The sequence below is a fragment of the Rheinheimera sp. KL1 genome, assembly GCF_001275035.1.
GTDB lineage: Bacteria > Pseudomonadota > Gammaproteobacteria > Enterobacterales > Alteromonadaceae > Pararheinheimera > Pararheinheimera tangshanensis.
Genome location: NZ_LAMX01000027.1, coordinates 55,948 through 80,124 on the forward strand (window position 1 = coordinate 55,948; position 24,177 = coordinate 80,124).

A 24,177-nucleotide genomic window follows, 5' to 3' on the forward strand; every position below is an offset into this window, starting at 1 on the left:
CTTTAAAAAGAGAACTCCATGACCCAAGAAGTCACCTTAGCTTTTACCGGCGCTTCAGGCGCTGGTTATGGCTGGCGTTTGCTGGAAAACTTACTGGCACAACAAGTTAAAGTGCATCTGTTAATTTCCAGTGCGGCCCGCGTGGTATTCGCTACCGAATATGATTTAAAACTTCCGGGCGGGCCTGAAGCCTGTCGTGATTTTATTCTGGAAAAAACCGGTGCCAGCAAAGAGCTGCTCGCAGTGTATGGCAAAGACGACTGGTTTTCGCCTTGTGCTTCAGGTTCTGCTGCACCGAAGCAGATGGTGATTTGCCCATGCTCTACTGGCACTGCTGCCGCTATTGCCCATGGCATGAGTGACAATCTGATTGAACGTGCTGCGGATGTAGTGCTGAAAGAGCGAGGTCAGCTGATTATTGTGCCCCGCGAAACTCCATTAAGTACTATTCATCTGGAGAACTTACTTGCCTTGTCCAAAGCTGGCGCAGTGGTGATGCCGGCAGCGCCTGGTTTTTATCATCAGCCTCAATCTGTCGATGACTTAATCGACTTTATGGTGGCACGAATTCTTGACCATTTAGGTTTAAAGCAACAGTTAGTCAGCCGTTGGGGCTATGGAGATCCACAGTGACCTTAGCGTTAGATATTCAACAGTTACACAAGGTGTATAAAAGCGGCACTGTCGCTTTAAAAGGTATTGATCTGCAAGTGCAGCAAGGCGACTTTTTTGCTCTATTAGGCCCGAATGGCGCAGGCAAAAGTACCAGCATTGGCATTATCAGTTCACTGGTCAATAAAAGCAGCGGTACAGTCAAAGTTTTTGATTATGACTTAGATACTCAACTGGAAGATGCCAAAAGCCAGCTGGGTTTAGTACCACAGGAATTTAACTTCAACCAGTTTGAAACTGTGCTGCAAATTGTATTGAATCAGGCTGGTTATTATGGTGTGCCACGTTCTGTCGCCATAGTGCGGGCTGAAAAATACTTAGGTCAGCTTGGTTTATGGGATAAACGCCATGCCCGCTCGCGTGAGTTGTCTGGTGGTATGAAACGCCGTCTGATGATAGCCCGAGCTTTAATGCATGAACCTAAGTTACTGATTCTAGATGAACCTACAGCGGGAGTGGATATTGAACTACGCCGCTCTATGTGGGAGTTCTTAAAAGAGATTAACCAGCAGGGGGTGACTATTATTCTGACCACTCACTATCTGGAAGAAGCAGAGTCGTTGTGCCGTAATATCGCCATTATCGACAAAGGCCAGATTGTCGAAAATACCAGCATGAAAAACCTGCTGAGTAAGCTCAATAAGGAAACCTTTTTACTGGATATAGCGCCGACAGATGCTGTGATCACATTGGAAGGTTATACCTTCCGTCAGACTGACGGCCATAGTCTGGAAGTCGATGTGGAAAAAGCTCAGGGCTTAAATGGCGTATTCAGCGCTTTAACAGCGCAAGGCATTCAGGTGCTCTCAATGCGTAACAAAGCCAACCGTCTGGAAGAGTTGTTTGTCAGTCTGGTCGAAAACGGACGCGGAGCCAAAGTATGAGTTCTCGTAATTTAATAGCGCTACAAAGTATTCTCTATAAAGAAACCAACAGATTTATGCGCATTTGGGTGCAAACCCTGGTGCCTCCAGCCATTACCATGACCTTGTATTTTGTCATTTTTGGTGCTTTGGTGGGCTCGCGTATTGGTGATATGGGGGGCTTCAGTTATATGGAGTTTATTGTGCCTGGCCTGATTATGATGTCGGTCATCACCAACTCCTACTCGAATGTGGCCTCATCTTTTTTCAGTGCCAAGTTTCAACGTAATGTCGAAGAGCTATTGGTCGCACCTGTACCTAACTACATCATAGTGCTGGGTTATGTCGGTGGTGGCGTGGCGCGCGGCATTCTGGTTGGATTGATAGTCTCTTTGTTATCACTGTTTTTTGTCGATATCAAAGTGCATCATTTGTTTATTCTGATGTCGACAGTGGTATTGACTGCCACTTTGTTTTCGCTGGCCGGTTTAATTAACGCTATTTACGCCAAAACTTTTGATGACATCAGTATCATTCCAACTTTTGTACTGACGCCTTTAACTTACCTGGGCGGCGTGTTTTATTCACTGAGTTTGCTGCCGGAGTTTTGGCAGTATGTCTCGAAGGTGAACCCCATTGTGTATATGGTCAACGCCTTCCGTTATGGCTTTTTAGGTGTCAGTGATGTCAATCTGGTGTTTGCGTTCAGTGTGATTGTTGGCTTTATTGTTGTGTTTTTTAGCTTTGCTATGTATCTGATTAATAAGGGCACTGGCCTTAGAAGCTAAGCCGCTTCACCTTCACATCAAAAAAGAGGCGTTTATACAGCGCCTCTTTTTTATACAGTTCCTCTTTCATAGTAGCGAAGTGGCACTGGCGCTGCGGGGCCAAAATAGTAACCTTGGGCGTAGCTGATGCCACAACGTTCCAGTGCATCCAACGACTGTTTGCTTTCGACCATTTCTGCGATGATCAGTAAGTTGGTTTGTTTGGCAAAAGAGCTGATATGTTCAATAAAAAGCTGAGCGTCCGGATCTGAGCTTATCAGTTCAATTAAGCTGCCATGAATTTTTAATCCATCCACCCGTAACTGCAGTAAATCGGCTATGCCTATACCGCTTGCTATACCAAAATCATCCAGCAGTACTTTGGCTCCGGTTTTCTGTAGGGCCACTATAGCCTCACGACAGCGCTCAAACTGAGGTAAAACTCCGGCTTCAGCCAGTTCAAAATAGACCCGTTGTGGTTTGGGGTAATGCTGCAGGTAGTCGAGGAAAAACTGTTGCAAATCATCATCCAGTAAGTCCCGACAAGTGATGTTAATAGACCAGCTGACTTCAGAGTTAGCGAACTGACTGGCACTTTTAATAAACATCATTTTGGTCAGCTCAGTATCCAGATGATTACGATTGATGATGCTTAAAAACTGACCCGGCGTCAGTATGCTGCCGTCACTGCGTAAAATCCGCGCCAGACATTCGTATTGGAGAATCTCACCTGTACTGATGTGTACCACAGGCTGGAAGTACGGCACTATTTGTTCATGACCTATGGCCTCACGTACTTCTTTGGCCATTTTGATATTGGTATGCAAATGCTGTTTCAGCGCCAGTAAGTTATCCGAATACACCACTAATGATTGCTGCTGCAAACGTGCTGTATTGACCGCCAACATGGCATTTTCCAGCACTACAGCGGCAGGAGATAACGCCACGCCTAAAGTCACAGTAAAGAGCAGGTAAGGGTCATTCAGCACTGGCTGACTGAAATCAAAACTTTTGAGTTTGTCATGCAATTCGTGATCAGAGCTTGCAGCAACGCGGCGAATAGCAAGTTTTTCAAAAGACAAACGGTATAATCGGAATGAAGGTCCCAGATGCTGTTGTAACTGGTGAATAAAGTGCTTCACCGCTTGTTCGGCAATCTGGGTGCCGTACAAGTGACTGATTTCCTCAAGATTGTTGACTTGTAAAATAGCCAGTTGGCTGAGGTTTGCTGACTCACGTCGCAGATGGGCTTCCAAAGCTAAGGCATTGCGCTGCCCAGAGCTGCGGTCTGTGGTCAGGTTATGTCGTAATACCACGGCGTAACTTAACGCCAACAGCAGAGCTAAACCAAAAAATATTGAACCACTTAAAATAGAGTGCTGCATACTGGCCATCAGCCACTGATCCAGATCGGTAATGGCAATATCAGCGCCCGCTAAATACACAGTGCCATCGGCGCTTTGATACGGAACCAAGACAGAACGGAAATGACCAAATTGGTCAACAGACTCTTCAAATACCGGCGCTATGGAGGAAAAAGCAGCTTTGTTGGCTTCCGTCGCTTCAGGATAATAATCGTAAAAGTAGCTTAACTGGCCACGAAGTAAGTCATCTTCTGTGTAGCTGGATGAGGTGAAATGTACTTTGCCATCGACCTGGATCATGCTGTAGACATATTGTAATTTTACATCTTTGGCGTACAGGCTGAGTTTTTTAGCCAGCTCCAGATACTCAGCGCGAGAGATATGTTGGGGGCCACTGATGTTATTGTGGTAGTTTTCGCCAAGTAAATAGGGCACTGCTTTTACTGCACTGATCAGTTGCTGGTCAATCTGTGCCAGTTTAGTCTGATAGGTTTGCTGGTACTGGTAATAGACAAAAAAAACGATGGCGAACAAATACACCACGAGACTGGCAATCATAAAATGCGCTGAACGGATCCGTACCATGCAATGACTCGTAAAAAGGAACCTGAAAACAATACGTTAATAGCTTAGCTGATTTCACTCAGGCTGACAGCTAATACTTTAATCTGATGAGGCAGGACGTCCTCTACAGATTTGTTGTAATCAGGTAGCGACATTCGGCAAAAATAGCCTGTTTGTTCGATTATTGCGGCATCTTTGCACAGAGATGATCAACAGATGAATTTTTTTAAAGACATTTAAAGGGGCATTTAGTACAGTGACTGCCTTTTTTGACTTACTGATTTTACGGCCTGAAAACACAAAATAAGAAGCCGACTTAGAGACAACGGTGAGACAGGATACGAATGACAGAATTAAATAAACGTCAGGCTACCGCTTCTGAAGAAGCTTTGTGGCGCATATTTACTGTGCCAGAGGCACCGGACTCGACTTTAAGTATCATTGAGCAGAATATTTCACAGAACCTGGCTGGCTTTTTACGCGAAAGTATTGTCGCTGTAGAGAAGCCTCTCTGGCAAATTGAACGCGATTTTCAGGCTCATCAGATCCCATCAGAACCTAAATTTGTCTCGGATTATGCTGAGCAGATGATGGAAAAACTGGTGGCGCATTCAGTCCATACCGCAGCTCCAAGTTTATTGGTCATATGACCTCGCTTTGCCTTATTTTGTGTTGCCGTTGTCAAAAATGATGGTGGGTTTAAACCAGAATCTGGTAAAAATCGAAACCTCTAAAGCTTTTACTCCGCTAGAGCGTCAGGTCATCGGCATGATGCATCATCTGGTGTATGGCGAGGGCGACAGCTTCTATAAAAAATGGATGCACAGTGCTAACCATTCTTTAGGTGCTTTTTGCTCTGGCGGTACTATTGCCAATATCACTGCGCTTTGGATTGCCCGGAACCGTCTGCTAAAAGCCGAAGGTGACTTTAAAGGCGTCGCCAAAGAAGGCCTGTTCCGTGCGATGAAGTATTATGGCTATGAAGGGTTAGCCATTTTAGTCTCAGAGCGTGGGCATTATTCTTTAGGCAAAGCCGCTGATATTTTAGGTATTGGCCGTGAGTTCTTAGTGCCTGTGAAAACTGATGCGAACAACAAAGTTCAAAGCGCTGAAATGCGTCGCATCAGTCGTGAACTGAATGATAAAAATATCAAAGTGATGGCTATAGTAGGTGTTGCAGGCACCACTGAAACAGGCAATGTCGACCCGCTGAATGATTTAGCGGATTTAGCCGCTGAACTGGGCTGCCATTTCCACGTAGATGCGGCCTGGGGAGGGGCGACTTTATTGTCGGATAAATACCGCCATCTGCTAAAGGGTATAGAAAGAGCTGATTCAGTCACTATTGACGCCCATAAGCAAATGTATGTGCCTATGGGGGCTGGTATGGTGGTGTTTAAACATCCATCTTCGGCCCATGCCATAGAACATCATGCGGAATATATTCTGCGGAAAGGCTCTAAAGACTTAGGCAGCCAGACGCTGGAAGGCTCTCGCCTGGTATGGCAATGCTGGTGCATGCTTGCTTGCAGGTGATTGGTCGTCAGGGTTATGAAATTCTGATTAATCGCAGTTTAGATAAAGCCCGCTATTTTGCGCAGCTCATTAAAGAGCACGCGCAATTTGAGCTTATCACTGAGCCAGAGCTTTGTTTACTGACATATCGTTTTGTGCCTGCTCAAGTGCAACAGGCCATGGCTACTGCTTCAGCGGAAAAACTGCAGAAGTTTAATGAGCTGCTGAATGGCCTGACGAAGTTTATTCAGAAAACCCAGCGTGAAGAAGGCCGCTCTTTTGTCTCCCGTACCAGGATTAAACCGGAACGCTATCAGCGCCAGGACACAGTGGTCTTTCGCGTAGTGCTGGCGAACCCTCTGACCACAGATCAGATTTTATTGGATGTATTGGAAGAGCAGCAGCAAGTGGCTGCTTTGGATAAAGAGTTTCTGCCAAGATTGTTGCAAATGGCCAAAGATAGCACAGCTTAATCTTCAGATAACAGCTGCAATCATCATCTGCAGCGCCAGTGCCGATAATCCTAGTTTTATCCAGTGGATATAGCGGGGTTTCGGTTCTGGTGGCCTGATTTTAGCACCCAGGTAAGAGCCAGCTACAGCACCCACTATCAGCGCCGCTAAAGGCCACAGATAATCAAGATAGGCAAAACCTATCCAGCCAAATACAAGTACTTTGAGCAAATGGCTGATGGACATCATCAAGGCCGCTGTCACTATCACTTTGTTTTGATCAGCGCTTTGTTTCAGCAATAAGCTGGTGGCAAGAGGCCCGGTCGCACCAACAAATAAACTTAAACCACTTTGTAAAAAGCCAATCCAGATAAAGTTTTCATAGCGGCTGAGCAGTTTTTGGAATCCCGTATGCCACAAGCTCAGTAAGATGTAGAGCCCGATAAACAACGGGAGCAGTTGTACAGGCAGCTGAGTCCATAGCCAGCCAGCTGCAGCCACACCCAACACTGAGCCTGCTAAAAAGCCCGGAATCAAAGACCACAATACATCTTGAAGTGAGAACAGGGCTCTGGAGCTATTACTGGCTAATTGCGTTAAACCGTGCACAGGCACTATGGCTGCGGCAGGCAGAAACAAGGGCAGGATGGCTATCAACAACATACCTCCGCCAAAACCTATTAAAGCGGCCAATAAGGATGTCAGGCAGGAGAGAATAAATAACAGGAGTAGCAAAGTCATGGCCTTTTCAGTGTGTATCTGCCTAAGCATGCGGCAGAACATAGTTTCTTACAACAGAGGCATTGCATCCGTAGTGACAGATCGCTACTTTAAGAACGGCATGACATAGGAGGAACGCAGAATGTCGGATAAAACCTTAGCTTTATCAAATGATAAAATGATCGCAGGGGTCTGTGGTGGTATAGCTGACTATTTTGGCTGGTCCAGTGGTGGTGTGCGTCTGGCATATGTGTTGCTCTCCGTGTTATCCGCTGCATTCCCTGGCTTGTTGATCTATATTGTGTTGTGGCTGTTAATGCCAAAAAAAGACACTATTTAAACTCTTGAACTCAAAAGAACGGACTTCGTATGTATTCGGGCCAATGCCTTTGTGGTGAAGTAAAAGTAGAAATTCATGGTGGTATTACTGACATTATCCATTGCCATTGTTCTTTGTGTCGTAAATCCAGTGGTACGGCTTACGCCACTAATGGTTTTGTATTGAGTTCGGAGTTTCGTGTGGTGCTGGGCAAAGAATTGCTGAGCGCATTTTCTTTAAAACAGGGCAGGGTAAGGCATTTTTGTTCTCAGTGCGGCAGTCCTGTATACAGCTCCAGCGCTGCAGATCCAACTCGGATCCGCATTCGCTTGGGCATACTGGACTCAGACATCACAGAGCGTCCCACCAGCCATAACTTTGTCTCGTCAAAAGCCAGCTGGGACAATCTGGATGCAGAGTTGCCCCGTTATGATAGCCACGAGCCTGGCCGAAGCTGAATCACTGCGGCTCTGATGCTAAACACCAGACCAATTGATGGGGTTTGCCATCCAATGGCAGCTGCAAAATACCCTCGTTGTAATAGGCTGGGTCTGCAGCTATATCCTGACCATCCAAAGTGACGGAAGCCGCAGGCTGATGTTGCAATAGCTCCAGTTGATAGTCTGTGCCAGCCACAGACAGCTTGATACTAAATCCCGGCCATGCAGCTGGAATACAAGGTGCAAACTGCAGCCATTGGCCTTTGCGGCTTAACCCTAGAATAGCTTCAATACCAGAGCGGTACATCCATGCCGCAGCCCCGGTGTACCAACTCCAGCCACCGCGGCCGTTATGCGGCGCTACCGAATAAATATCAGCAGACACCACGTAAGGCTCAGTTTGATAACGGGCCACAGCGTCTGCGGTCAGCGCATGCTGAATGGGGTTGAGCATGCTAAACAGCGCTGTGGCTTTTTCTGCCTGATCAAGCTTTGCAAAAGCAAAAATAGCCCACATAGCGGCGTGGCTGTATTGGCCGCCATTTTCACGCAGTCCTGCCGGGTACCCTTTGATATAACCTGGATTTGGTTCTATGTGTTCAAAAGGCGGGCTAAATAACAAGGCTAAACCTTGCTCTGGTTTAATCAAATGCTGGCTGACGGACGCCATAGCTGCTTTGGCTCTGTCTGGGCGCGCTGCTTCAGAGAGCACAGCCCAGGACTGGGCGATAGAATCAATTTTGCATTCGGGCGATAACTTGCTGCCAAGCCAGCTGCCCTGGTCAAAAGTGGCTCTTTTATACCAGGCCCCATCCCATGCATACTGCTCCAATGCTTGCGTTAATTTTTTGGCATACTGCTGCCAGCACCTGGCTCTGTCCTGCTCTTCCTTGGGTACAAAAGGCAAAAACAGTTGAATACTGGCAAGTACCAGCCAGCCTAACCAGACACTTTGACCTTTGCCTTGTGCTCCGACTAAGTCCATACCATCATTCCAATCGCCTGATCCCATCAGGGGCAAACCCAGTTCTCCTGTTTGGGCAATACAAAGATCCAATCCTCTGGCGCAATGCTCGAATAACGAAGCGCTATGATCGGATGGCATAGGTTGATAAAAAGCATCATGCTGATCGGCTGTCAAAGCCGGGCCTTGCAGAAACGGCAGTTGCTCTTGCAGTACAGCCAAATCACCAGAGCTTTGTATATAGCTGGCGCACGCAAAAACTAACCAGACTTTATCGTCCGAAATCCGGCTGCGTACACCAGCGCCTGAATGCGGCAACCACCAATGTTGCACATCTCCTTCAATAAACTGCCGTGCTGCCGCTTTGAGTAGATGCTGGCGGGCAAAAGAGGGATCAGCAAAACTCAGCGCCATGCTGTCTTGTAACTGATCACGAAAACCATAAGCGCCGCTGGCCTGATAAAAGGCGGCTCTGGCATAAAGCCGGCACACTATGGTTTGGTACAACAACCAGCCGTTCAGCATAATATTCATCGCCGCGTCAGGCGTTTGCACCTGTACTGCGGTCAGCTTTTGCTGCCAGAAATCTTTCACCTGCTGCAATACTTCATCTAAATCGGCTTGCTGATACTGTTGTACTAAAGCTGTTGCTTTGCTGCTGTCTGAAGTTTGCCCCAGTAAAAACACTAGCTCACAGCTCAGGCCAGGAGCCAGAGTCAGTTTGAGCTGCATGGCACTACAAGGGTCTAAACCTGCGCCACTGCGTTTGGATAAAGGCTGTGTAACTGTTAAAGCCAAAGGAGAAGCCAGATTGCCATTTCGACCAATAAAGCCGGTACGGTCCGCAGTCCAGCCCGTTAAAGCGCAAACAGAGTTTTGTTCTATGTGGTTGTGGCTTAGGGCTGCAAAAGCGATACGACCGGCAAAAGCTGTATTCCATGGATTAGACACCAACATGGCCTGACTATCCTGATCCAGTCTGGTTTGTAAAAAAGCGCTGCTGGCACTGCGATCCCGCCCCAGCACCCATTCAGCATAAGCTGTGACTGTGAAGTGCCTTGTTGTAGCCGAATGATTGGTCAGGGTCAGACGTGATATTTTCACTGGATCGGTCACAGGCACATACTGTAGCAACTGCATGCCAAGATCAGCTGCCTGATGATCAAAACGGCTATAACCAAAACCATGGCAGGCTTTGTAATGGCCGCCATCATTAATGGGTTGTGCTGTAGGGCTGAATAACTCTGAGCTACCTTGCTCCTGTACATAAAAGACTTCAGCAGAAGGGTCGGTTACAGGATCGTTTGACCAGGGAGTTAATTGATTTTCTCTGCTATTTTCTGCCCAGCTAAAACCACTGCCTAAGGTCGACACCTGAAAGCCAAAGTTTGGATTGGCGATGACATTGATCCACGGCATTGGAGGGCGCTGATGCTGTTGCATATAGGTATGGTATTCACGACCATCTGCACTAAAACCACCTAAACCATTAAAAAATTGCAGGTCAGCTTCTGCCGTCTGGTCCAGTTCAGGCAGTCTGACTGCTTTAGCCAGGTTGGATTTCAAAGGCTCTGCCATAGGGACAGGCATCCGGCTTAACTGAGTGGCCAGACTGCCGCGGTTGGCATAAAGCACGACGCGAGCTACTGCGGCTAATAAAGCACGGGATTCAACCGACATTAAATCAGCCCTCAGACAAAACACGCCGCCCCCTGCTAAGCGTAAGCCAAGGTTGGGTTTGCTTTGACTGCTGCGAACCTGTACTTCAATAGCAGACTGTAAATCCTGCACATAAGAAGCTGCTCTCTCATTGATAATCACTAAATCGACGGTCAGCTGTTTCATACGCCAGTATTCGTGAGCTCGCAGCAGTTGCTGGACGACGGACAGGTCTTCTATATCGTCAATATGCAGCAGGACTATAGGCGCATCACCGGAAATGGCATGTTGCCATAAGCCGGATTGAGCGGCAGCTCCACGGCTGATGGCTGCTGCTGTCGCTCTGAAACGCAGGTCGTTGTATAGAAGCGGACCAGTCAGACGCTGAAAATCAGTGGCTTCAGCCACACTAATAGCCAGATGACGCAATTGCACCTGGGCCTGAGTCCAGGCCAAAGTGCAGGCTCTGTCATAGGCACTGCGTTCATTATGCTGATCAACCAGGTCCAGCAGTTCTTGCCGTGATGAGGCCACCAAAGTCCAGAATGCGACACGGCACACCTGACCTGGTGCAATACGTACTGACTGACGTAAAGAAAATATCGCATCCAGTACAGTACCACTGCTGTTGGTCAGCATTTTGTTTTGCATAGCAGCTGAGTTACTCAACCGATGGCCCTGACCAAAAAATAAAGCCCTGTTGGTTTCGTACTGTAAGGGGGCATAAATTTCACCTTCCACTACAGTAAAATGGGCGACAAATACAGGTACCTCAGTGGCTGATCGCAAACGACGGGTGGCAAACAAAGCGCCATACTCTGCAACAAATTCGGTCTGAACAAATAATTTGGCAAAAGCAGGGTGAGCATTGTCTGTACTGACCTGAGCTAACACCAACTCAGCATAAGAAGTAAGTTCGATTTCGCGACTTAAGCTACTGTGATTAATCAGCGAAACTCGTCTGACCTCCCCCTGATGCTCGGTGGATACCACCACTTCGACAGTGCAGGTTAAATCATTATGCTGGCGGCTGAATTCGGCATGATCTTCGCTGAATATAGCCACTGGTGCGGTATTTTTACTAAAGGTTAATTTATCAGTTCGGGTGGTTGCTGAGCGTTCTGGCAGTTCAGGCGTCAGGGTGCTTGACCAGATCTGATCACTTTGTTTATCCCGCAGCAATACGAAAGCACCCCAGGGATCTTTGCTGCTGTCTTCGCGCCAGCGGGTAATAGCAATAGTGCCCCATCGACTGTATCCAGCTCCTGCTGCTGTGAGCATCACTGCATAACCACTATTGGACAGCAGATGGCTGCATGGTGGGCCTGAGGCTGCGGCATCCAGCCTGCGTTCTGTCAGTGTTTGTGCAGCACCAGAGTTGGCGGCAATACTGACTTCTTCTGCTTTCGGATGTGCTATAGCGACATAACGGGGCAGTCGTTCCTGAAGCAACAACTCACAGGCCTGGATCATAGGCTCGTGGTGAAAGCGGTTGCGCATCACGCCTTGTTGCAGGGTATTGGCGATGGCGACTATGGTCATGCCTGATGGTGTGCCATAAAACTTTGCACCAGTGCCAGACTGGTGTCATCCGGTAAGCGGGTTCGGGTATAATCAATGGCTTCAAAAAAGCCGTAGTCGGCTAAAGCACCGCAGGCCTTTAAGCGTTCAAAGTTGGCACAGGCCGCTACCGGATTGACCATAGTGGCCAGTGCTGTCGCGTAAGGTGCTATGACTTTGTTTTCTGCTAAACCACGTTTTAAGCCCAGCCCCGGCACACCGAAGTTAGAATACTGATAGGTAAACTCCAGATCTCTGGCATTGTACGCGGATTCAGAAATGCCCCATGGGATCCCAAGTTGACGGCCGTAGCCAATTTGCCGCTCAACAATCAGCCTGTTGCTTTGCTCCAGTAAACTGCCCGCTGCTGCTCTCATGACTAAAGAGGGCATCAGGTACTCAAACATTGAACCTGACCAGGACAATAAAGCCGAACCATAACCTAAAGGGGTGGCGCTGCGGCCTAAACGAAACCAGTGTTTACTGTCGGCGTCGCCTTTGGCTATAGCAAACAAACTGGCGAGCCTGGCTTCAGAGGCTAACAGATCGTAGCAACTGGTATCTAAACGATTTTCCTCTACCGCATAACCAATGGACAATAAATTGCGTTCAGGGTCGATAAAAAAGGCAAAATTCATCGCCATGGCAAACTGGCGGCATTGGGTTGCCAATAGCTGTAATTGTAAGTGTTGATGCTGTTGTTCGGCGGCGCCTGAATTCAGCTGCAGATACTGCTCTGCCAGAGTGGTCTGTAATGCCTGTAGATAAAACAGCAGGCTTTGTTGTGCGGACAGCTGCTGCTCTGTGTGGCGTGTAAAGGTTGTATTTTGGCGTGCACTGGCAATCTGCACACCTTGCTCGCAAAGCTCTGTCAGTTGACTGTGCTGGTGCTGCAGGCCTTGGTTTTGTTGGAGTAACTGATCCAACTGGCTCAGAATAGCCTGTAGTTGCAAACCACTTTGGCTTTGTAGCAACAGAGTAGGGGCTTGCTGCAGACTCAGTTGGGCCAAAGCCAGGTTATCGCATAAACCTTGCTGAGCCTGAGGGCTATAGAGCTGGTTTTGCCATTCATCACAGGTATTGGCCAGTGCAATTAAATGACCCGCCAGATTTCCACTGTCGACGGATGAGACATAAACAGGTTCAAGCGGGCGTAAATCGCGGGTATCGTACCAGTAAAAAATGGCCATGGCAGGTGCGTAGTTGCCGCAAGGTTGCAAAAGTAGCATGCAGTCTTTGTATGGCTGCGTTTGTCGATAACCAGCCAAAATCGCGGGCTACAGCGACCGACAATAAATACATACCAATATTAGTCGGTGAGGTCCGGTGCGCTATCGCAGGCTGAGGTTGTTGCTGGAAATTGTCCGGTGGCAGCATATGATCTTCAGCTGTGACAAAACGTTCGAAGTAGCGCCAGGTGCGTCTGGCTATTAGCCTCAGCTCAGTCGCCTGCAGCTCAGACAACTGCAACTCAGGTTGTATGCGAAAAGGCTTACTTAATGCCAAAGCCATAGCAGGAGCTGCGTACCAGAGTAGTAATAAAGGTAACACTAAGGGCCAGTTGCCTGGGTTAAACCATAAGGCGACACCAAAGACAGTAGATGCCAGCAGTAAAGCCGGGCTCATCAGACTGTAATAACGGTACAAAGTTAAGCTTGAATCCCGCTGATTTTGTGCTGCAGTAGTCCATTGCAGCAGATGGGTTTTACTCAGCAGCAGACGATACAAGGTCAGGCCAATAGCATGCAGCATACGCCAGCTATGGTCTGCCAGAAAAACCAGCTGCAGCGCACCTGTGCTCAGAGCCAGCTTGAAATCTGCCAGCAGGTTATTCAGATGGGTATGCCATTGTATACCTTTACGGTGCGGCAACAGATTCAGGCTACAAGGCAATAAAGCGGGCAACATCAGGCTGCTGCCAATCAATATAAAAATACCAATGGCGACAGGGAAGGGCAGCAAAACGGATAGCAGTAGTAAGGCAAAGCAGGCGGGCTGTACTAGGGATCTGCGTAAATTATCGATCATTTTCCAGCGCCCAAGCAGAGGTAGTTTTTGCGGTGCTTGTAACGAGTCTGGCGTTGTTTTGATGCGGGTAAATAACCAGGGCAAGAGCTGCCAGTCGCCGCGGGTCCAACGATGTTGCCGTTTGACGGCCACATCGTAACGGGCGGGGAAGTCTTCGACCACTTCAACATCTGAGACTAACGCAGCGCGGGCCACTATGCCTTCAAATAAATCGTGGCTAAGCATACTGTTGTCGGCGATCCGACCAGCCATAGCTGCGCTAAAGGCATCGACATCATAAATGCCTTTGCCGGTAAATGAGCCTTCAGCAAATAAGTCCTGATACAAATCCGATACAGCAGCAGCGTAAGGGTCTAGACCAGCCGGACCTGAATACAGTTGCTGGTAGGCTGAACCTTGTTGGCCACAGGCCAGAGCCGGAGTGACACGAGGTTGTAAGATGCCATAACCACGGGTCACCCGTTGCTCTGTCTGACAAAACTGCGCTCGATTCAGCGGATGTGCTAGTTTACCTATCAGCCTTATCGCTGCATCTCTGGGTAACTGAGTGTCTGCATCCAGCGTAATCACGTAACGAACATTGGCTGGAACCTGGCTTGACAGTAGCGGCAGCTCTGCAGATGCATGGATAAAACTGGTGTCCTTGCAGCCACGCAGCAATTGATTCAGCTCAACCAGTTTGCCTCTTTTACGCTCCCAGCCCATCCATAATTGTTCTTTGTCATTCCATAAACGGCGGCGATGCAGGAGTAAAAAGGGGGCACCTGCAGGGCCTTGCGGATAGCGTTGGTTGAGCTGGCTGATCAGGGTGCTTGCCAGCAACAATAAAGGCTGATCCGTTGACAGTTCCTGTTCTGTTGCATCCACGCCGTCAGTTAACAGCGCAAAGGTTAAATCGCCACTGCCACAACAGAGGTAATGCACCTCCAGCCGTGACACTAATTCCTCGACTTCAGCTTCATGGCTTAGCATACAAGGCACAACAACCAGCGTGCGAAATTCAGCCGGAACCCCTGCTGTTAAATCCAGCGCAGGCAACAAGGAGGCGCCCTGAGATCGGGTGATAAAACACTGCAGTAAAGCGCTGGCGAGCTCACTGGCTGGCAATACTGCCAATAGTAATAACATCAGACCCATGGCATAACTGGGTTGTTGTGGTAGCAAAACAGCAGCTATCCCTGTAAAAGCCAGAGTAAGCATAGCCAGTGCTGACAAATAACCAGCTAGCCCAGTTCTTGCCAGTGTTCTGTGTAGCCTTAAGCGCCAACCCGGAATAAAGCCAATGTGCTGCTCAAATGCCAATCGACCCTCACCAATCAGGTAAAAACCTGTATCGGCTTCTGCTGATGTTTGTAGTGATCTGGATAAGCTATGGTCCGCTTTTAATGCAGTTTCTGTAGCAGCGCGGGCTATATCACATTCCGGTAATTCAGCGCCCCGTGCTAATTGTTCTATCGCACTGCGATACATATTTCTGCTGGAAAAATCCATAGTGGCAAAAGCACTGTGCTTACATAAGAGTTTATCAACCGGGCTTATTTGCTCGAATAATTCAGTCCAGTCTATGGCCGAGATACGTCTCATACTGGTCATGACATTACGCACGCTGACATTGGACGCGCCCAGCCGCTGCTGCGCATACAGCACCACCAGCTCAATACTGCTGTGTTGTTGTAGCAGACGTTGTTCCAGCCATTGCAGCGCAGGAGTGGTATTAGGGTCTTGCCCACGTAAACGTTTGGCCAGTTGGGCTGCAAAAGTATGGCTTAGAGGGTTATCTGCCAGATGGTTGGTATAGGTCTGCAGCGCCTGCTGGCTGGCGCCTGGTTGCAGCAACTGATCAGCCAACTTATCTGCTGCAGCCCTGTCGGTGAGTCCCAGGCTGATTTGGTCGGTTAAGCGGCGTAAGTTTTCAATCAATACTATGCGTAAGGTAATGGCGACAGCCCATAACTCACCAATGGTCAGTACATCCACTTGCTGGTAGGCATTTAAAAACCGCTGCAGTATAACGGGATCAAAATGACTATCGGTATGGGCGATAAAAGCCCAGGCTATGGCAAAGACTCTGGGATAACCGACAAAAGGACCTTGCTGTAACTTGGGCAATTGGCGATAAAAACCTAAAGGCAGATCGTCATAAATTTCACGAATTTGTTGATCAACCAGATGGTAGTTGTCCAGTAACCACTCGGCAGCAGGTACTATGCTATGGCCAGCGGTAAGTTCTGCTGCACTGGCTCTGTAGGCTGCAAGCAGTACTGTGGCATTGCTGTCGAGCCTGGTATGCAGCGGGCTTTGCCAGTCACGCCAGCCGGACGAATTTTGTGTTTTTCCCGGAATTTTCTGCTCTGTGGCCAAGCTGAGTGCATGTTGTTCCAGGCGTTCAACACTAAAAAGCTCAGCGCGAACCGGGTTTTTGTCCTGCCAGACCAGCGCATTTTTGGCTGGCCAAAAAAGTTGGGCGTAACCTGAGGCTGTGTGCAGAAATGAATTCATAAAGCGAAAGCCTGCTTGAGGAGAAGGCTAACAGGCTAGAAGATCAGTTGGTTTTTCTCAGTTCGGTGTCGTACAGACTTGCGGATCGGAAAGGCGGAGTGAAGCTCCGCCTTATGGAGCTTAAACTTCGATATTATCAATCAGGCGGGTAGTGCCCAGATAAGCTGCAGCCAGTATCACTAAAGGCTGTGAGCTGTCTGTGGCAGGTACTAGCGTCTGACGATTAGATATATTCATGTAATCCGCTTTGAAACCTGCAGCATTGAGCTTGTCTTTCGCTTGTTGCTCTAAAGCCCTGAAGTCAGAGAAGCCTTGATGTAACAGTTGTTTCATCCACTGTAAAACGCTGTACAAATCAGGCGCTATGGCGCGTTGTTCTGCAGTCAAATACCCATTGCGTGAACTTAAGGCTAAGCCATCCTCAGCACGGATAGTGGGGACACCTATGATTTCAATCGGCATAGATAAATCGGCCACCATCTGGCGGATAATAGCCAGTTGCTGATAGTCTTTCTGGCCAAAACAGGCAATGTCAGGCTGGACCAGATTAAACAGCTTGGTCACTATGGTCGACACCCCACGGAAATGACCAGCGCGGCTAGCGCCGCAGTGGTGATCACCCAGTAAAGGCACCTCGACATAAGTCTGCACATCCAGGCCCCTGGGATAAATAATGGCAGGTGTAGGGGTAAATACCGCATCAGCGCCGTGTTCGGTCAAGCCTTTACAGTCCTGCTCCAGAGTGCGGGGGTATTTATCTAAATCTTCATTGGCACCAAACTGCATCGGATTGACAAAAATACTGACAATGACTCTGTCGGCTCTTTGTTTAGCGGTATCGACTAACTGCAAATGGCCCTGATGCAGATTACCCATGGTTGGCACAAATGCAATCCGTTCACCAGCATTGCGCCATTGCCGGATTAACGCTCGTAGTTGAACTATATCCTGAATCATTAACATAAAAAGCCGACCTTAAAAGCTATGTTCAGGGCCAGGGAACTGGCCTTGTTTAACATCCTGGATGTATTTGCCGATGGCTTGTTTAATCTCACCGGTTTCCTGCAGGAAGTTTTTCGAGAATTTTGGAATATAACCCGAGCTGATGCCTAACAAGTCGTGCATCACTAAAATCTGACCATCAGTATCTTTGCCTGCACCTATGCCAATCACCGGGATCACCAGTGCTTTGGAGATACGCTCAGCCAACGTAGACGGAATACATTCAACTACTAAAAGTTGAGCACCAGCGTCCTGTAAAGCTATAGCCTGTTGCACCATAGCCTCTGCGGCCTGTTCATCGCGACCTTGCACTTTAAAGCCACCAAACACATGCACAGACTGAGGAGTTAAGCCTAAATGGCCACAGACCGGAATACCCCGTTCAGTCAAAGCTTTGATGGTCGGTAATAAGAAATCGCCACCCTCAAGCTTGACCATATTGGCGCCAGCTTGCATCAGCGGAGTAGCGTTTTGCATCGCCTGTTCTACTGTGGCGTAACTCATAAAAGGCATATCGGCGATGACAAAAGCCAGCGGTGCGCCAGCGCGGACGCAGCGGGTGTGGTAGGCGATTTCAGCTGTTGTCACGGGTAATGTGTCACTGTGGCCTTGTAATACCATGCCCAGCGAATCACCAATTAAAATAACCTCAACACCGGCATCGGCAAACAATTTAGCGAAACTGGCGTCATAAGCCGTTAAGGCGGTAATTTTTTCGCCTTTTTGTTTCATCTTCAGCAATTGAGCGGTGGTAATTTTTGCCATTTTTCTCTCATCCGACCACAAGGGAATAATTCGGGGCGCACCTTGGCATAAAAAAACGCCAACGGCAAGTTATCCATCTTCTATATAACCAAGCAACCAGGAGTTGCAGGGAGGCGACAATCCAGTAAGACCCCAGGAGCATAGTTAAGCTATGTCACTGGGGCGAGATGGCGCAGTCAACAAAGCTACAGCTTCAAGTACGACGGTTATAGACGAGTTAGGCCGTTTAAAGGCACAGTCGTCAGTAACTCGGTCAGTCTGGTACCATCAGGTAATACCAAGTCTGAGTTTAGTTCTGCCAAAGGGTAAAGCACAAACTCACGTTGCTTCATGCCGTAATGTGGCACTGTTAAACGTTCGGTCTGAATGGTTTCATGACCAAACAACAGAATATCTAAATCCAGAGTTCGAGGGCCCCAACGTTCGTCTTTACGCTGTCGGCCTTGTTCCAGTTCTATCTTTTGTAATTCTGTCAGCAAATTTTCTGCCGCTAAGCGGGTATGAAGTGCTGCTACAGCGTTGACATAGTCTGGCTGATCCTGCGGCCCCATAGGTTTGGAGCCATAGAAAGCAGACACCTTTACAAACGTTGTATCTTTGATGTTCTGTAAGGCTGCAACTGCTTGTTCTAACTGCTGCAGAGGCTGGGCTAAATTAGCGCCCAGCCCGACGTAAACCAGCGTATCAGCCATTGGTGGTTGAACCCGGAGGGCGACGTTTGGTGGGTGGGCGACGGCGGCGTGGCCGACGTTCAATACCTTCTTTACCGAGGTTTTGCACTAAAATTTCACGGCCAGCTTCGTCATCGGCCTGGAAACGTTGCCACCAGTTGGCCAGTTCCAATAATTCGCCACCTTCGGCCTGGGCCCGCAGTTGCAAGAAGTCGTAAGCACCACGGAATTTGGTTTGCTCCAGCAATTTAAAAGCCCGGCGGCCCGCACGCTTACTTAACCGGCCTTGCAGGAACCAAATGTCTTTAATGGTCAGGCTAAAACGTTTTGGAATAGCGATAGAACGCTGCACTTCATCCAGTATTTCCATCATGGCGATATTCAGTGCATCCACTTCGTTTAAACCACTTTCTACCAACAGTTTCTGTGCACGTTGTTCGACCGGGTACCAGAGCAAAGCTGCAAAGGTAAAAGCCGGAGTGACAGGCTTATCCACGGCAACACGCTGATCGGTGTCTTGCATGGCTTTAGTGATCATCGTAAACACTTTGCCGCTACTATCCTGCTTCAACACTTTAGCCAATTGCGGCAACAGCTGTTTGAGAATGCCTAAGTCATTTAGCATCACAAAGTTATCAAAAGCCTTACCTGCCATAAATAGCTTAAGGAATTCTTCAAACAAACGGGCTGCCGGAATATTTTTTAAAAGTACCGCCAGCTCCTTAATCGGCTCTAGTGACGCTGGAGCTATCTCCATATTCAGCTTGGTGGCAAAACGCACGGCGCGCAGCATCCGCACCGGATCTTCACGATAACGGGTTTCAGGGTCGCCAATCAGTTCAATTTTGCGTTGTGCTATGGCTTCAATGCCGTTGGCAAAGTCGTAAATGGCAAAGTCAGCCACTGAGTAGTAAAGGGCATTGATACTAAAGTCCCGACGCTCAGCGTCTTCTTCAATAGTGCCGTAGACGTTGTCACGTAAAATCTGGCCGGCATCACTTTGGCTGGCTTTAGGGCTGGTTTCATCGTCACCTGTGTGATGACCACGGAAGGTTGCCACTTCAATCACTTCACGGCCAAACACCACATGAGCCAAGCGGAAACGGCGGCCGATCAGACGGCAGTTTTTAAATACCTGACGTACTTGTTCAGGATGCGCATTGGTCACTACATCAAAATCTTTCGGCTTTAAACCCAGCAAAATATCGCGGATACAACCACCGACCAGATAGGCCTCGTAACCCGCATCTTTTAGGCGGTATAACACTTTAAGTGCGTTAGGGCTGATGTCTTTACGCGACACAGAATGGGCGTCACGGGAGATTTTTTTCAGCTCAGGCAGAATGGATTGACGGCTTTTTTTGGGTTGAGCTACGCTCTCAACGCTTTTGCTGCCAAGGGTTCGGCGGCAAAAATCCAGGACTCGCGAAATAATGGCAGTACTCCTTGTGAGCATCTAAAAATGAACTCGATGAAAAAAGCGGCTAATGATACCGCAGCAGCCATAAAAATAGAATGTTCGGCCTTGTGCTTTATAAAAAATCTGTAGCTTTTTGTTCGTTTTGACTGGGGATTTGTCTGATTTGCCAGTGTGTACTGGCCCAGTTTAATAATTCACTGGCACAAGCTCCTGTCAGCTCAGTTGGCGGAGGATGACCTAAAAAACGTAAAACAGCAGTTAGAGTCTCGCTGACAGGCCAATGATCTACCGCCGGAGCATGGTTTTGTTTACTCAGTTTAAAACCGGGCTCGGCTACCGCCAAAGGCAAATGCAAGTAGGCGGGTGCAACTTTGCCAAGTAGTTGAAACAGTGCCTGTTGTCGGGTGGTCAGTTCGATTAAGTCTGCACCGCGCACTACTTCGGTAATGCCCTGATCCAAATCGTCCACGACCACCACGAGCTGGTAAGCAAATAAGCCATCACGGCGCTTTAAAATATAATCTTCAGCGGCTAATGCTGCGGGGACCTGCACTTCGCCTGCCAGCAGATCGGTAAAACTTGTGGCCGTGGCCGGTGCTTTTAGGCGCCATGCCAGCGAGTCTCCGGTCAGGTGTTGATCCCGGCAAAACCCATCATACCCCTGAGGCAAGCTTTGAATACGGGCACGGCTGCAGTTGCAGGCATAGGTAAGTTGCTGTTGTTTTAACAGATCCAACACCTGTTGGTAGCGTTCTAGTCTCTGACTTTGTACCCAGACATCGCCATCCCAGAACAGTTGATAACGTTCTAAGGTGCGCAAAATAGCATCAGCAGCACCGGTTTGCATCCGCGGGGTATCAATATCTTCTATCCGAACCAGCCATTGGCCTTGTTGGGATTTGGCTTGCAGATAGCTGCCCACAGCAGCGATGAGGGATCCAAAATGCAAAGGGCCGGATGGCGATGGCGCAAACCGGCCCCTGTAGGCAGGAGGGACAACAGGCATCATTAACCGCCCAGTTGTTTTTCCTTGATTTCAGCCAGTGTTTTGCAGTCGATACACAGATCGGCCGTAGGACGGGCTTCTAAACGTTTGATACCAATTTCGATACCACAGGTATCGCAGTAACCAAAGTCTTCGTCTTCGATTTTCTGCAGAGTTTTTTCAATCTTTTTCAGTAATTTACGTTCGCGATCACGAGCACGTAATTCCAGACTGAACTCTTCTTCCTGAGCAGCACGATCCACTGGATCCGGGAAGTTTGCAGCTTCATCGGCCATATGGTTTTTGGTGCGATCCACTTCTTCACGTAACTGTTGACGCCATGCGTCCAGAATGCGGCGGAAATGGTCCAGCTGTTTTGGGTTCATGTACTCTTCGCCCTGCGCGGCCTGATAAGGCTCTACGCCAGCAAGGGCTAACAGTCCCAAAGTTTTTACGGTTTTGCCTTCTGGCATGATCATCTCCTGTAAAACAGTGCCAAGCAAAAAGTTGGCGGCTAGTGATAGCAGAAAAATATGACAGCTGCAATCACTATTAAAAAAGCCGCGGAAGTATACAGAGCAGAAGTGCCTGCGTCACCTTTTTTCCGACAGGTCAAAAATTTAGCTGATTTCATCAGACCACACTCTAAACTGCAAAAACACAGCTTGGGAAGTATTGTTCTTTACTGCATCTGTTAACTTATTCAAAACAGGAGATATTTATTGCTTTAGTTTGTTAAAGTAATGCTCTTTTACTTAGGGGCGGGCACTGAGTATGGCCATCGAATGGGTTATTGCGTATTTGTTGTTGGGCGGCGCTGTGGGGTTTTTTGCCGGATTACTGGGAGTTGGCGGTGGCGGCATTATGGTGCCTGTGCTGACTGCTTTATTTTTAGCACAGCAATTTCCGGCTGAATTGTCTGTGCATATGGCATTAGCAACCTCTATGGCCGCTATTATCGTCACTTCCTTTTCCAGTATGCGTAGTCATCAGCGCCATGGTGCTATTTTATGGCCTGTGGTCTGGAAATTAACGCCAGCCATACTCATAGGCACTGTAGCAGCTGCTTATCTGGCTGCTGCTTTATCTTCGTTGGCTTTGGCTATCTTCTTCTGCTGTTTTATGACTTATGTCGCAATACAGATGCTGTTGAATATAAAACCTAAAGCTAGCCGTCAATTGCCTGGGGTTATAGGTTTTAGTGGCGTCGGTTTGGTTATTGGAGCGGTATCAGCCTTAGTGGCTATAGGCGGTGGGTCGCTGACTGTGCCTTTTCTCACCTGGTGTAATGTCAAAATTCAACAGGCCATAGCCACTTCTGCTGCTGTGGGTTTACCTATAGCCATCAGCGGTACGCTAGGCTATTTTCTGGCTGGGGCTTCCACAGACACGGTATTACCACAATACAGTCTGGGTTATGTCTACTTACCCGCTATGCTGCTTATCGCTTCTGTCAGTTACTTTACTGCACCGCTTGGCGCCTCGCTGGCCCATCGTTTGCCTGTAGCTACTTTAAAGAAAGTGTTTGCCGCATTGCTTATCGCATTAAGCGCGAAAATGTTACACAGCGTCTTAAGCAGTTAAGTGGCTGTGATACACTCGGCCTTATACTTTATCCACGTAATAAGAGATAAAACCTATGTCTGACCTGATTCAAATTCGTTTAAGCAGCGCTGCTGCGGATGCCAAATGGGGCAAAAATGTAGCGCTGACACCAGACGCTACTGGCTATCAGTTGCATGTTAAAGCTGCTGATTTACGTGCAGTGCAAAAAGCCGGCCGTCAGCTCGATACCTTAGGTATTCAACAATTCCAGCTGGCAGGTGATGGTTGGACTGTCGATAGCCAGTGGGCCTTGTATCAGGCTTTTGTACTGCCAAAAAACTGGGTGCTATAGGCTGGACAGGCACAGACGCTGAACAACAGCAATTACAGCAGTTACATCAAACCTTCAGTTGGGCTAAAGCCATTATCAACCAGACGCCAGAAGATTTATCCCCTGTCACCTTGGCGGAGCAGGCTGCTGCTTTTATTTGTTCTGTAGCGCCAGAAGGTACTGTATCCACTGAAATTATTGCCGGTTCTGCGTTATTGGAGCAGGGCTGGGTAGGCATTCATGCGGTAGGGCGTGGCAGCGATCGCGCCCCGGCCATGTTAGTACTGGATTACAACCCAACAGGCAAAGCCGATGCGCCTGTGTTTGCCGCTTTAGTGGGTAAAGGCATTACTTTTGATTCTGGTGGTTATTCGATTAAAGCCAGCGAAGGCATGGTGACCATGAAGTGCGATATGGGTGGTGCAGCCACTGTTACTGCTGCATTAGCTTTGGCGATTTTGCAGGGCTTAAACAAAAGAGTACAGCTGATTTTATGCTGTGCAGAAAACCTGATCTCAGGTGGCGCCTTTAAATTGGGCGATATCCTGACCTATAAAAATGGCGTCACTGTCGAAATCGTCAATACCGATGCTGAAGGCCGATTGGTATTGGCGGATGGTTTACAAAAAGCCGCAGAAGCAACGCCAGAACTTATTATTGATGCTGCGACTTTAACAGGTGCAGCGGTGAACGCCTTAGGCACCGAATACAATGCAGTTTTTGCCTTGGATAAGGCCCTGGCACAACGGGTGTTAAGTTATGCCGAACAAGTGCAGGAAGCTGCCTGGCAATTACCGCTGGAAAAATGGCATCAGGGTCAGTGTCCTTCCCCTTATGCCGATACAGCCAACAGCCGTCCTGTCAAAGGTGGCGGTGCCGGTGGAGCCAGCAATGCGGCAGGTTTTTTAAGTCGTTTTGTGCCGAACGACGGCAAAGGTTGGGTGCATTTAGATTTAGCGGCTGCTTTTCATAATTCAGCCAATGGCTTTTGGGCCGCAGGTGCAACAGGTATGGGTATTCGTTTAGTGGCTCAAACCCTGGCACAGGAATAATTATTGGCTAATTGCTGTTT

22 protein-coding genes are annotated in these 24,177 nt (G+C 48.3%); 11 read left to right on the forward strand and 11 right to left on the reverse strand.

Translation table 11 applies throughout. The features are described from left to right. The first annotated feature begins 18 nt into the window (after positions 1-18). Genes WH43_RS16125 through WH43_RS16135 form a run of 3 tightly spaced genes read left to right on the forward strand, consistent with a single transcriptional unit; the run spans position 19 to position 2,323 of the window. Positions 19-633, forward strand: a complete 615-nt coding sequence (locus WH43_RS16125; protein ID WP_053425620.1) for a flavin prenyltransferase UbiX — start codon at positions 19-21, stop codon at positions 631-633. Beyond that, complete coding sequence (locus WH43_RS16130; RefSeq protein ID WP_053425621.1) at positions 630-1,556, forward strand: ABC transporter ATP-binding protein; 927 nt, start codon at positions 630-632, stop codon at positions 1,554-1,556. Before WH43_RS16125 ends, WH43_RS16130 begins: the two co-directional genes overlap by 4 nt. Next, positions 1,553-2,323: an ABC transporter permease gene (locus WH43_RS16135; protein WP_053425622.1), complete on the forward strand. Its 771-nt coding sequence runs from the start codon at positions 1,553-1,555 to the stop codon at positions 2,321-2,323. The genes WH43_RS16130 and WH43_RS16135 overlap by 4 nt, the downstream gene beginning before the upstream one ends. A 50-nt stretch (positions 2,324-2,373) precedes the next feature. Here the strand turns inward: WH43_RS16135 and WH43_RS16140 are convergent, their stop codons facing one another. Beyond that, complete coding sequence (locus WH43_RS16140; protein WP_286049852.1) at positions 2,374-4,224, reverse strand: EAL domain-containing protein; 1,851 nt, start codon at positions 4,222-4,224, stop codon at positions 2,374-2,376. A 350-nt stretch (positions 4,225-4,574) separates the two neighbouring features. Here WH43_RS16140 and WH43_RS20835 point away from each other — a divergent pair, with 350 nt between their 5' ends. From WH43_RS20835 to WH43_RS20845, 3 genes are read left to right on the forward strand one after another with little or no spacing between them, the layout of a single operon-like run. After that, positions 4,575-4,880, forward strand: coding sequence for a hypothetical protein (locus WH43_RS20835; RefSeq protein WP_286049853.1), 306 nt, complete (start codon positions 4,575-4,577; stop codon positions 4,878-4,880). Between the two features lie 37 nt (positions 4,881-4,917). Next, positions 4,918-5,766, forward strand: coding sequence for an aminotransferase class V-fold PLP-dependent enzyme (locus WH43_RS20840; protein ID WP_286049855.1), 849 nt, complete (start codon positions 4,918-4,920; stop codon positions 5,764-5,766). Then, a complete protein-coding gene (locus WH43_RS20845; protein ID WP_286049856.1) occupies positions 5,733-6,218 on the forward strand; it encodes a pyridoxal-dependent decarboxylase in 486 nt (161 codons plus the stop codon). Before WH43_RS20840 ends, WH43_RS20845 begins: the two co-directional genes overlap by 34 nt. A gap of 3 nt (positions 6,219-6,221) precedes the next feature. Here the strand turns inward: WH43_RS20845 and WH43_RS16150 are convergent, their stop codons facing one another. After that, on the reverse strand, positions 6,222-6,938 hold the full coding sequence (locus WH43_RS16150; protein ID WP_053425624.1) for a sulfite exporter TauE/SafE family protein: 717 nt from the start codon (positions 6,936-6,938) through the stop codon (positions 6,222-6,224). Positions 6,939-7,059: 121 nt separating this feature from the next. Here WH43_RS16150 and WH43_RS16155 point away from each other — a divergent pair, with 121 nt between their 5' ends. Together WH43_RS16155 and WH43_RS16160 are read left to right on the forward strand one after the other, a co-directional pair. Continuing rightward, positions 7,060-7,257, forward strand: coding sequence for a PspC domain-containing protein (locus WH43_RS16155; protein ID WP_053425625.1), 198 nt, complete (start codon positions 7,060-7,062; stop codon positions 7,255-7,257). 29 nt (positions 7,258-7,286) lie between these two features. After that, entirely contained in the window at positions 7,287-7,694 is a 408-nt protein-coding gene (locus WH43_RS16160; RefSeq protein WP_053425626.1) for a GFA family protein, read from the forward strand. 1 nt (position 7,695) lies between these two features. Here the strand turns inward: WH43_RS16160 and WH43_RS20850 are convergent, their stop codons facing one another. The 9 genes from WH43_RS20850 to dksA all read right to left on the reverse strand — a co-directional run bounded on the left by WH43_RS20850 (position 7,696) and on the right by dksA (position 21,702). Next, positions 7,696-11,841: a GH36-type glycosyl hydrolase domain-containing protein gene (locus WH43_RS20850; protein WP_286049857.1), complete on the reverse strand. Its 4,146-nt coding sequence runs from the start codon at positions 11,839-11,841 to the stop codon at positions 7,696-7,698. Beyond that, complete coding sequence (locus WH43_RS20855) at positions 11,838-13,049, reverse strand: glucoamylase family protein (RefSeq protein WP_286049858.1); 1,212 nt, start codon at positions 13,047-13,049, stop codon at positions 11,838-11,840. The genes WH43_RS20850 and WH43_RS20855 overlap by 4 nt, the downstream gene beginning before the upstream one ends. Further along, positions 13,003-16,386 (reverse strand): hypothetical protein, encoded by a 3,384-nt coding sequence (locus WH43_RS20860; RefSeq protein WP_286049859.1) that lies wholly within the window; start codon positions 16,384-16,386, stop codon positions 13,003-13,005. The genes WH43_RS20855 and WH43_RS20860 overlap by 47 nt, the downstream gene beginning before the upstream one ends. A gap of 120 nt (positions 16,387-16,506) precedes the next feature. Then, complete coding sequence (gene panC, locus WH43_RS16170; RefSeq protein ID WP_053425627.1) at positions 16,507-17,349, reverse strand: pantoate--beta-alanine ligase; 843 nt, start codon at positions 17,347-17,349, stop codon at positions 16,507-16,509. Between the two features lie 12 nt (positions 17,350-17,361). Beyond that, positions 17,362-18,153 (reverse strand): 3-methyl-2-oxobutanoate hydroxymethyltransferase, encoded by a 792-nt coding sequence (panB, locus tag WH43_RS16175; protein ID WP_053425628.1) that lies wholly within the window; start codon positions 18,151-18,153, stop codon positions 17,362-17,364. Between the two features lie 206 nt (positions 18,154-18,359). Next, positions 18,360-18,845 carry a 2-amino-4-hydroxy-6-hydroxymethyldihydropteridine diphosphokinase gene (folK, locus tag WH43_RS16180; protein WP_053425629.1) on the reverse strand — a complete coding sequence of 162 codons (486 nt, stop codon included), beginning with the start codon at positions 18,843-18,845 and terminating at the stop codon, positions 18,360-18,362. Further along, positions 18,838-20,280, reverse strand: a complete 1,443-nt coding sequence (gene pcnB / locus WH43_RS16185) for a polynucleotide adenylyltransferase PcnB (protein WP_053425630.1) — start codon at positions 20,278-20,280, stop codon at positions 18,838-18,840. Before pcnB ends, folK begins: the two co-directional genes overlap by 8 nt. A 76-nt stretch (positions 20,281-20,356) precedes the next feature. After that, a complete protein-coding gene (gluQRS, locus tag WH43_RS16190; RefSeq protein WP_053425631.1) occupies positions 20,357-21,253 on the reverse strand; it encodes a tRNA glutamyl-Q(34) synthetase GluQRS in 897 nt (298 codons plus the stop codon). Then, on the reverse strand, positions 21,253-21,702 hold the full coding sequence (gene dksA / locus WH43_RS16195) for an RNA polymerase-binding protein DksA (protein ID WP_046518342.1): 450 nt from the start codon (positions 21,700-21,702) through the stop codon (positions 21,253-21,255). Before dksA ends, gluQRS begins: the two co-directional genes overlap by 1 nt. A gap of 301 nt (positions 21,703-22,003) precedes the next feature. Here dksA and WH43_RS16200 point away from each other — a divergent pair, with 301 nt between their 5' ends. The 3 genes from WH43_RS16200 to pepB are packed head-to-tail and all read left to right on the forward strand — an operon-like array spanning position 22,004 to position 24,157. Next, on the forward strand, positions 22,004-22,813 hold the full coding sequence (locus WH43_RS16200; protein WP_053425632.1) for a sulfite exporter TauE/SafE family protein: 810 nt from the start codon (positions 22,004-22,006) through the stop codon (positions 22,811-22,813). Positions 22,814-22,868: 55 nt separating this feature from the next. Next, positions 22,869-23,126, forward strand: coding sequence for a hypothetical protein (locus tag WH43_RS20865; protein ID WP_286049860.1), 258 nt, complete (start codon positions 22,869-22,871; stop codon positions 23,124-23,126). Then, the gene (gene pepB / locus WH43_RS16205) at positions 23,078-24,157 is read left to right on the forward strand and encodes an aminopeptidase PepB (RefSeq protein ID WP_286049862.1); all 1,080 of its coding nucleotides are present in this window, start codon (positions 23,078-23,080) and stop codon (positions 24,155-24,157) included. The genes WH43_RS20865 and pepB overlap by 49 nt, the downstream gene beginning before the upstream one ends. The last annotated feature ends 20 nt before the right edge of the window (positions 24,158-24,177 follow it).

Coding starts and splice junctions, on each gene's coding strand:
- WH43_RS16125 (WP_053425620.1), top strand. CDS start 19: ATGACCCAAGAAGTCACCTTAGCTTTTACCGGCGCTTCAGGCGCTGGT.
- WH43_RS16135 (WP_053425622.1), top strand. CDS start 1,553: ATGAGTTCTCGTAATTTAATAGCGCTACAAAGTATTCTCTATAAAGAA.
- WH43_RS16140 (WP_286049852.1), bottom strand. CDS start 4,224: ATGATTGCCAGTCTCGTGGTGTATTTGTTCGCCATCGTTTTTTTTGTC.
- WH43_RS20835 (WP_286049853.1), top strand. CDS start 4,575: ATGACAGAATTAAATAAACGTCAGGCTACCGCTTCTGAAGAAGCTTTG.
- WH43_RS20840 (WP_286049855.1), top strand. CDS start 4,918: ATGATGGTGGGTTTAAACCAGAATCTGGTAAAAATCGAAACCTCTAAA.
- WH43_RS20845 (WP_286049856.1), top strand. CDS start 5,733: ATGGCAATGCTGGTGCATGCTTGCTTGCAGGTGATTGGTCGTCAGGGT.
- WH43_RS16150 (WP_053425624.1), bottom strand. CDS start 6,938: ATGACTTTGCTACTCCTGTTATTTATTCTCTCCTGCCTGACATCCTTA.
- WH43_RS16155 (WP_053425625.1), top strand. CDS start 7,060: ATGTCGGATAAAACCTTAGCTTTATCAAATGATAAAATGATCGCAGGG.
- WH43_RS16160 (WP_053425626.1), top strand. CDS start 7,287: ATGTATTCGGGCCAATGCCTTTGTGGTGAAGTAAAAGTAGAAATTCAT.
- WH43_RS20850 (WP_286049857.1), bottom strand. CDS start 11,841: ATGACCATAGTCGCCATCGCCAATACCCTGCAACAAGGCGTGATGCGC.
- WH43_RS20855 (WP_286049858.1), bottom strand. CDS start 13,049: ATGGCCATTTTTTACTGGTACGATACCCGCGATTTACGCCCGCTTGAA.
- WH43_RS20860 (WP_286049859.1), bottom strand. CDS start 16,386: ATGAATTCATTTCTGCACACAGCCTCAGGTTACGCCCAACTTTTTTGG.
- panC (WP_053425627.1), bottom strand. CDS start 17,349: ATGTTAATGATTCAGGATATAGTTCAACTACGAGCGTTAATCCGGCAA.
- panB (WP_053425628.1), bottom strand. CDS start 18,153: ATGGCAAAAATTACCACCGCTCAATTGCTGAAGATGAAACAAAAAGGC.
- folK (WP_053425629.1), bottom strand. CDS start 18,845: ATGGCTGATACGCTGGTTTACGTCGGGCTGGGCGCTAATTTAGCCCAG.
- pcnB (WP_053425630.1), bottom strand. CDS start 20,280: ATGCTCACAAGGAGTACTGCCATTATTTCGCGAGTCCTGGATTTTTGC.
- gluQRS (WP_053425631.1), bottom strand. CDS start 21,253: ATGATGCCTGTTGTCCCTCCTGCCTACAGGGGCCGGTTTGCGCCATCG.
- dksA (WP_046518342.1), bottom strand. CDS start 21,702: ATGCCAGAAGGCAAAACCGTAAAAACTTTGGGACTGTTAGCCCTTGCT.
- WH43_RS16200 (WP_053425632.1), top strand. CDS start 22,004: ATGGCCATCGAATGGGTTATTGCGTATTTGTTGTTGGGCGGCGCTGTG.
- WH43_RS20865 (WP_286049860.1), top strand. CDS start 22,869: ATGTCTGACCTGATTCAAATTCGTTTAAGCAGCGCTGCTGCGGATGCC.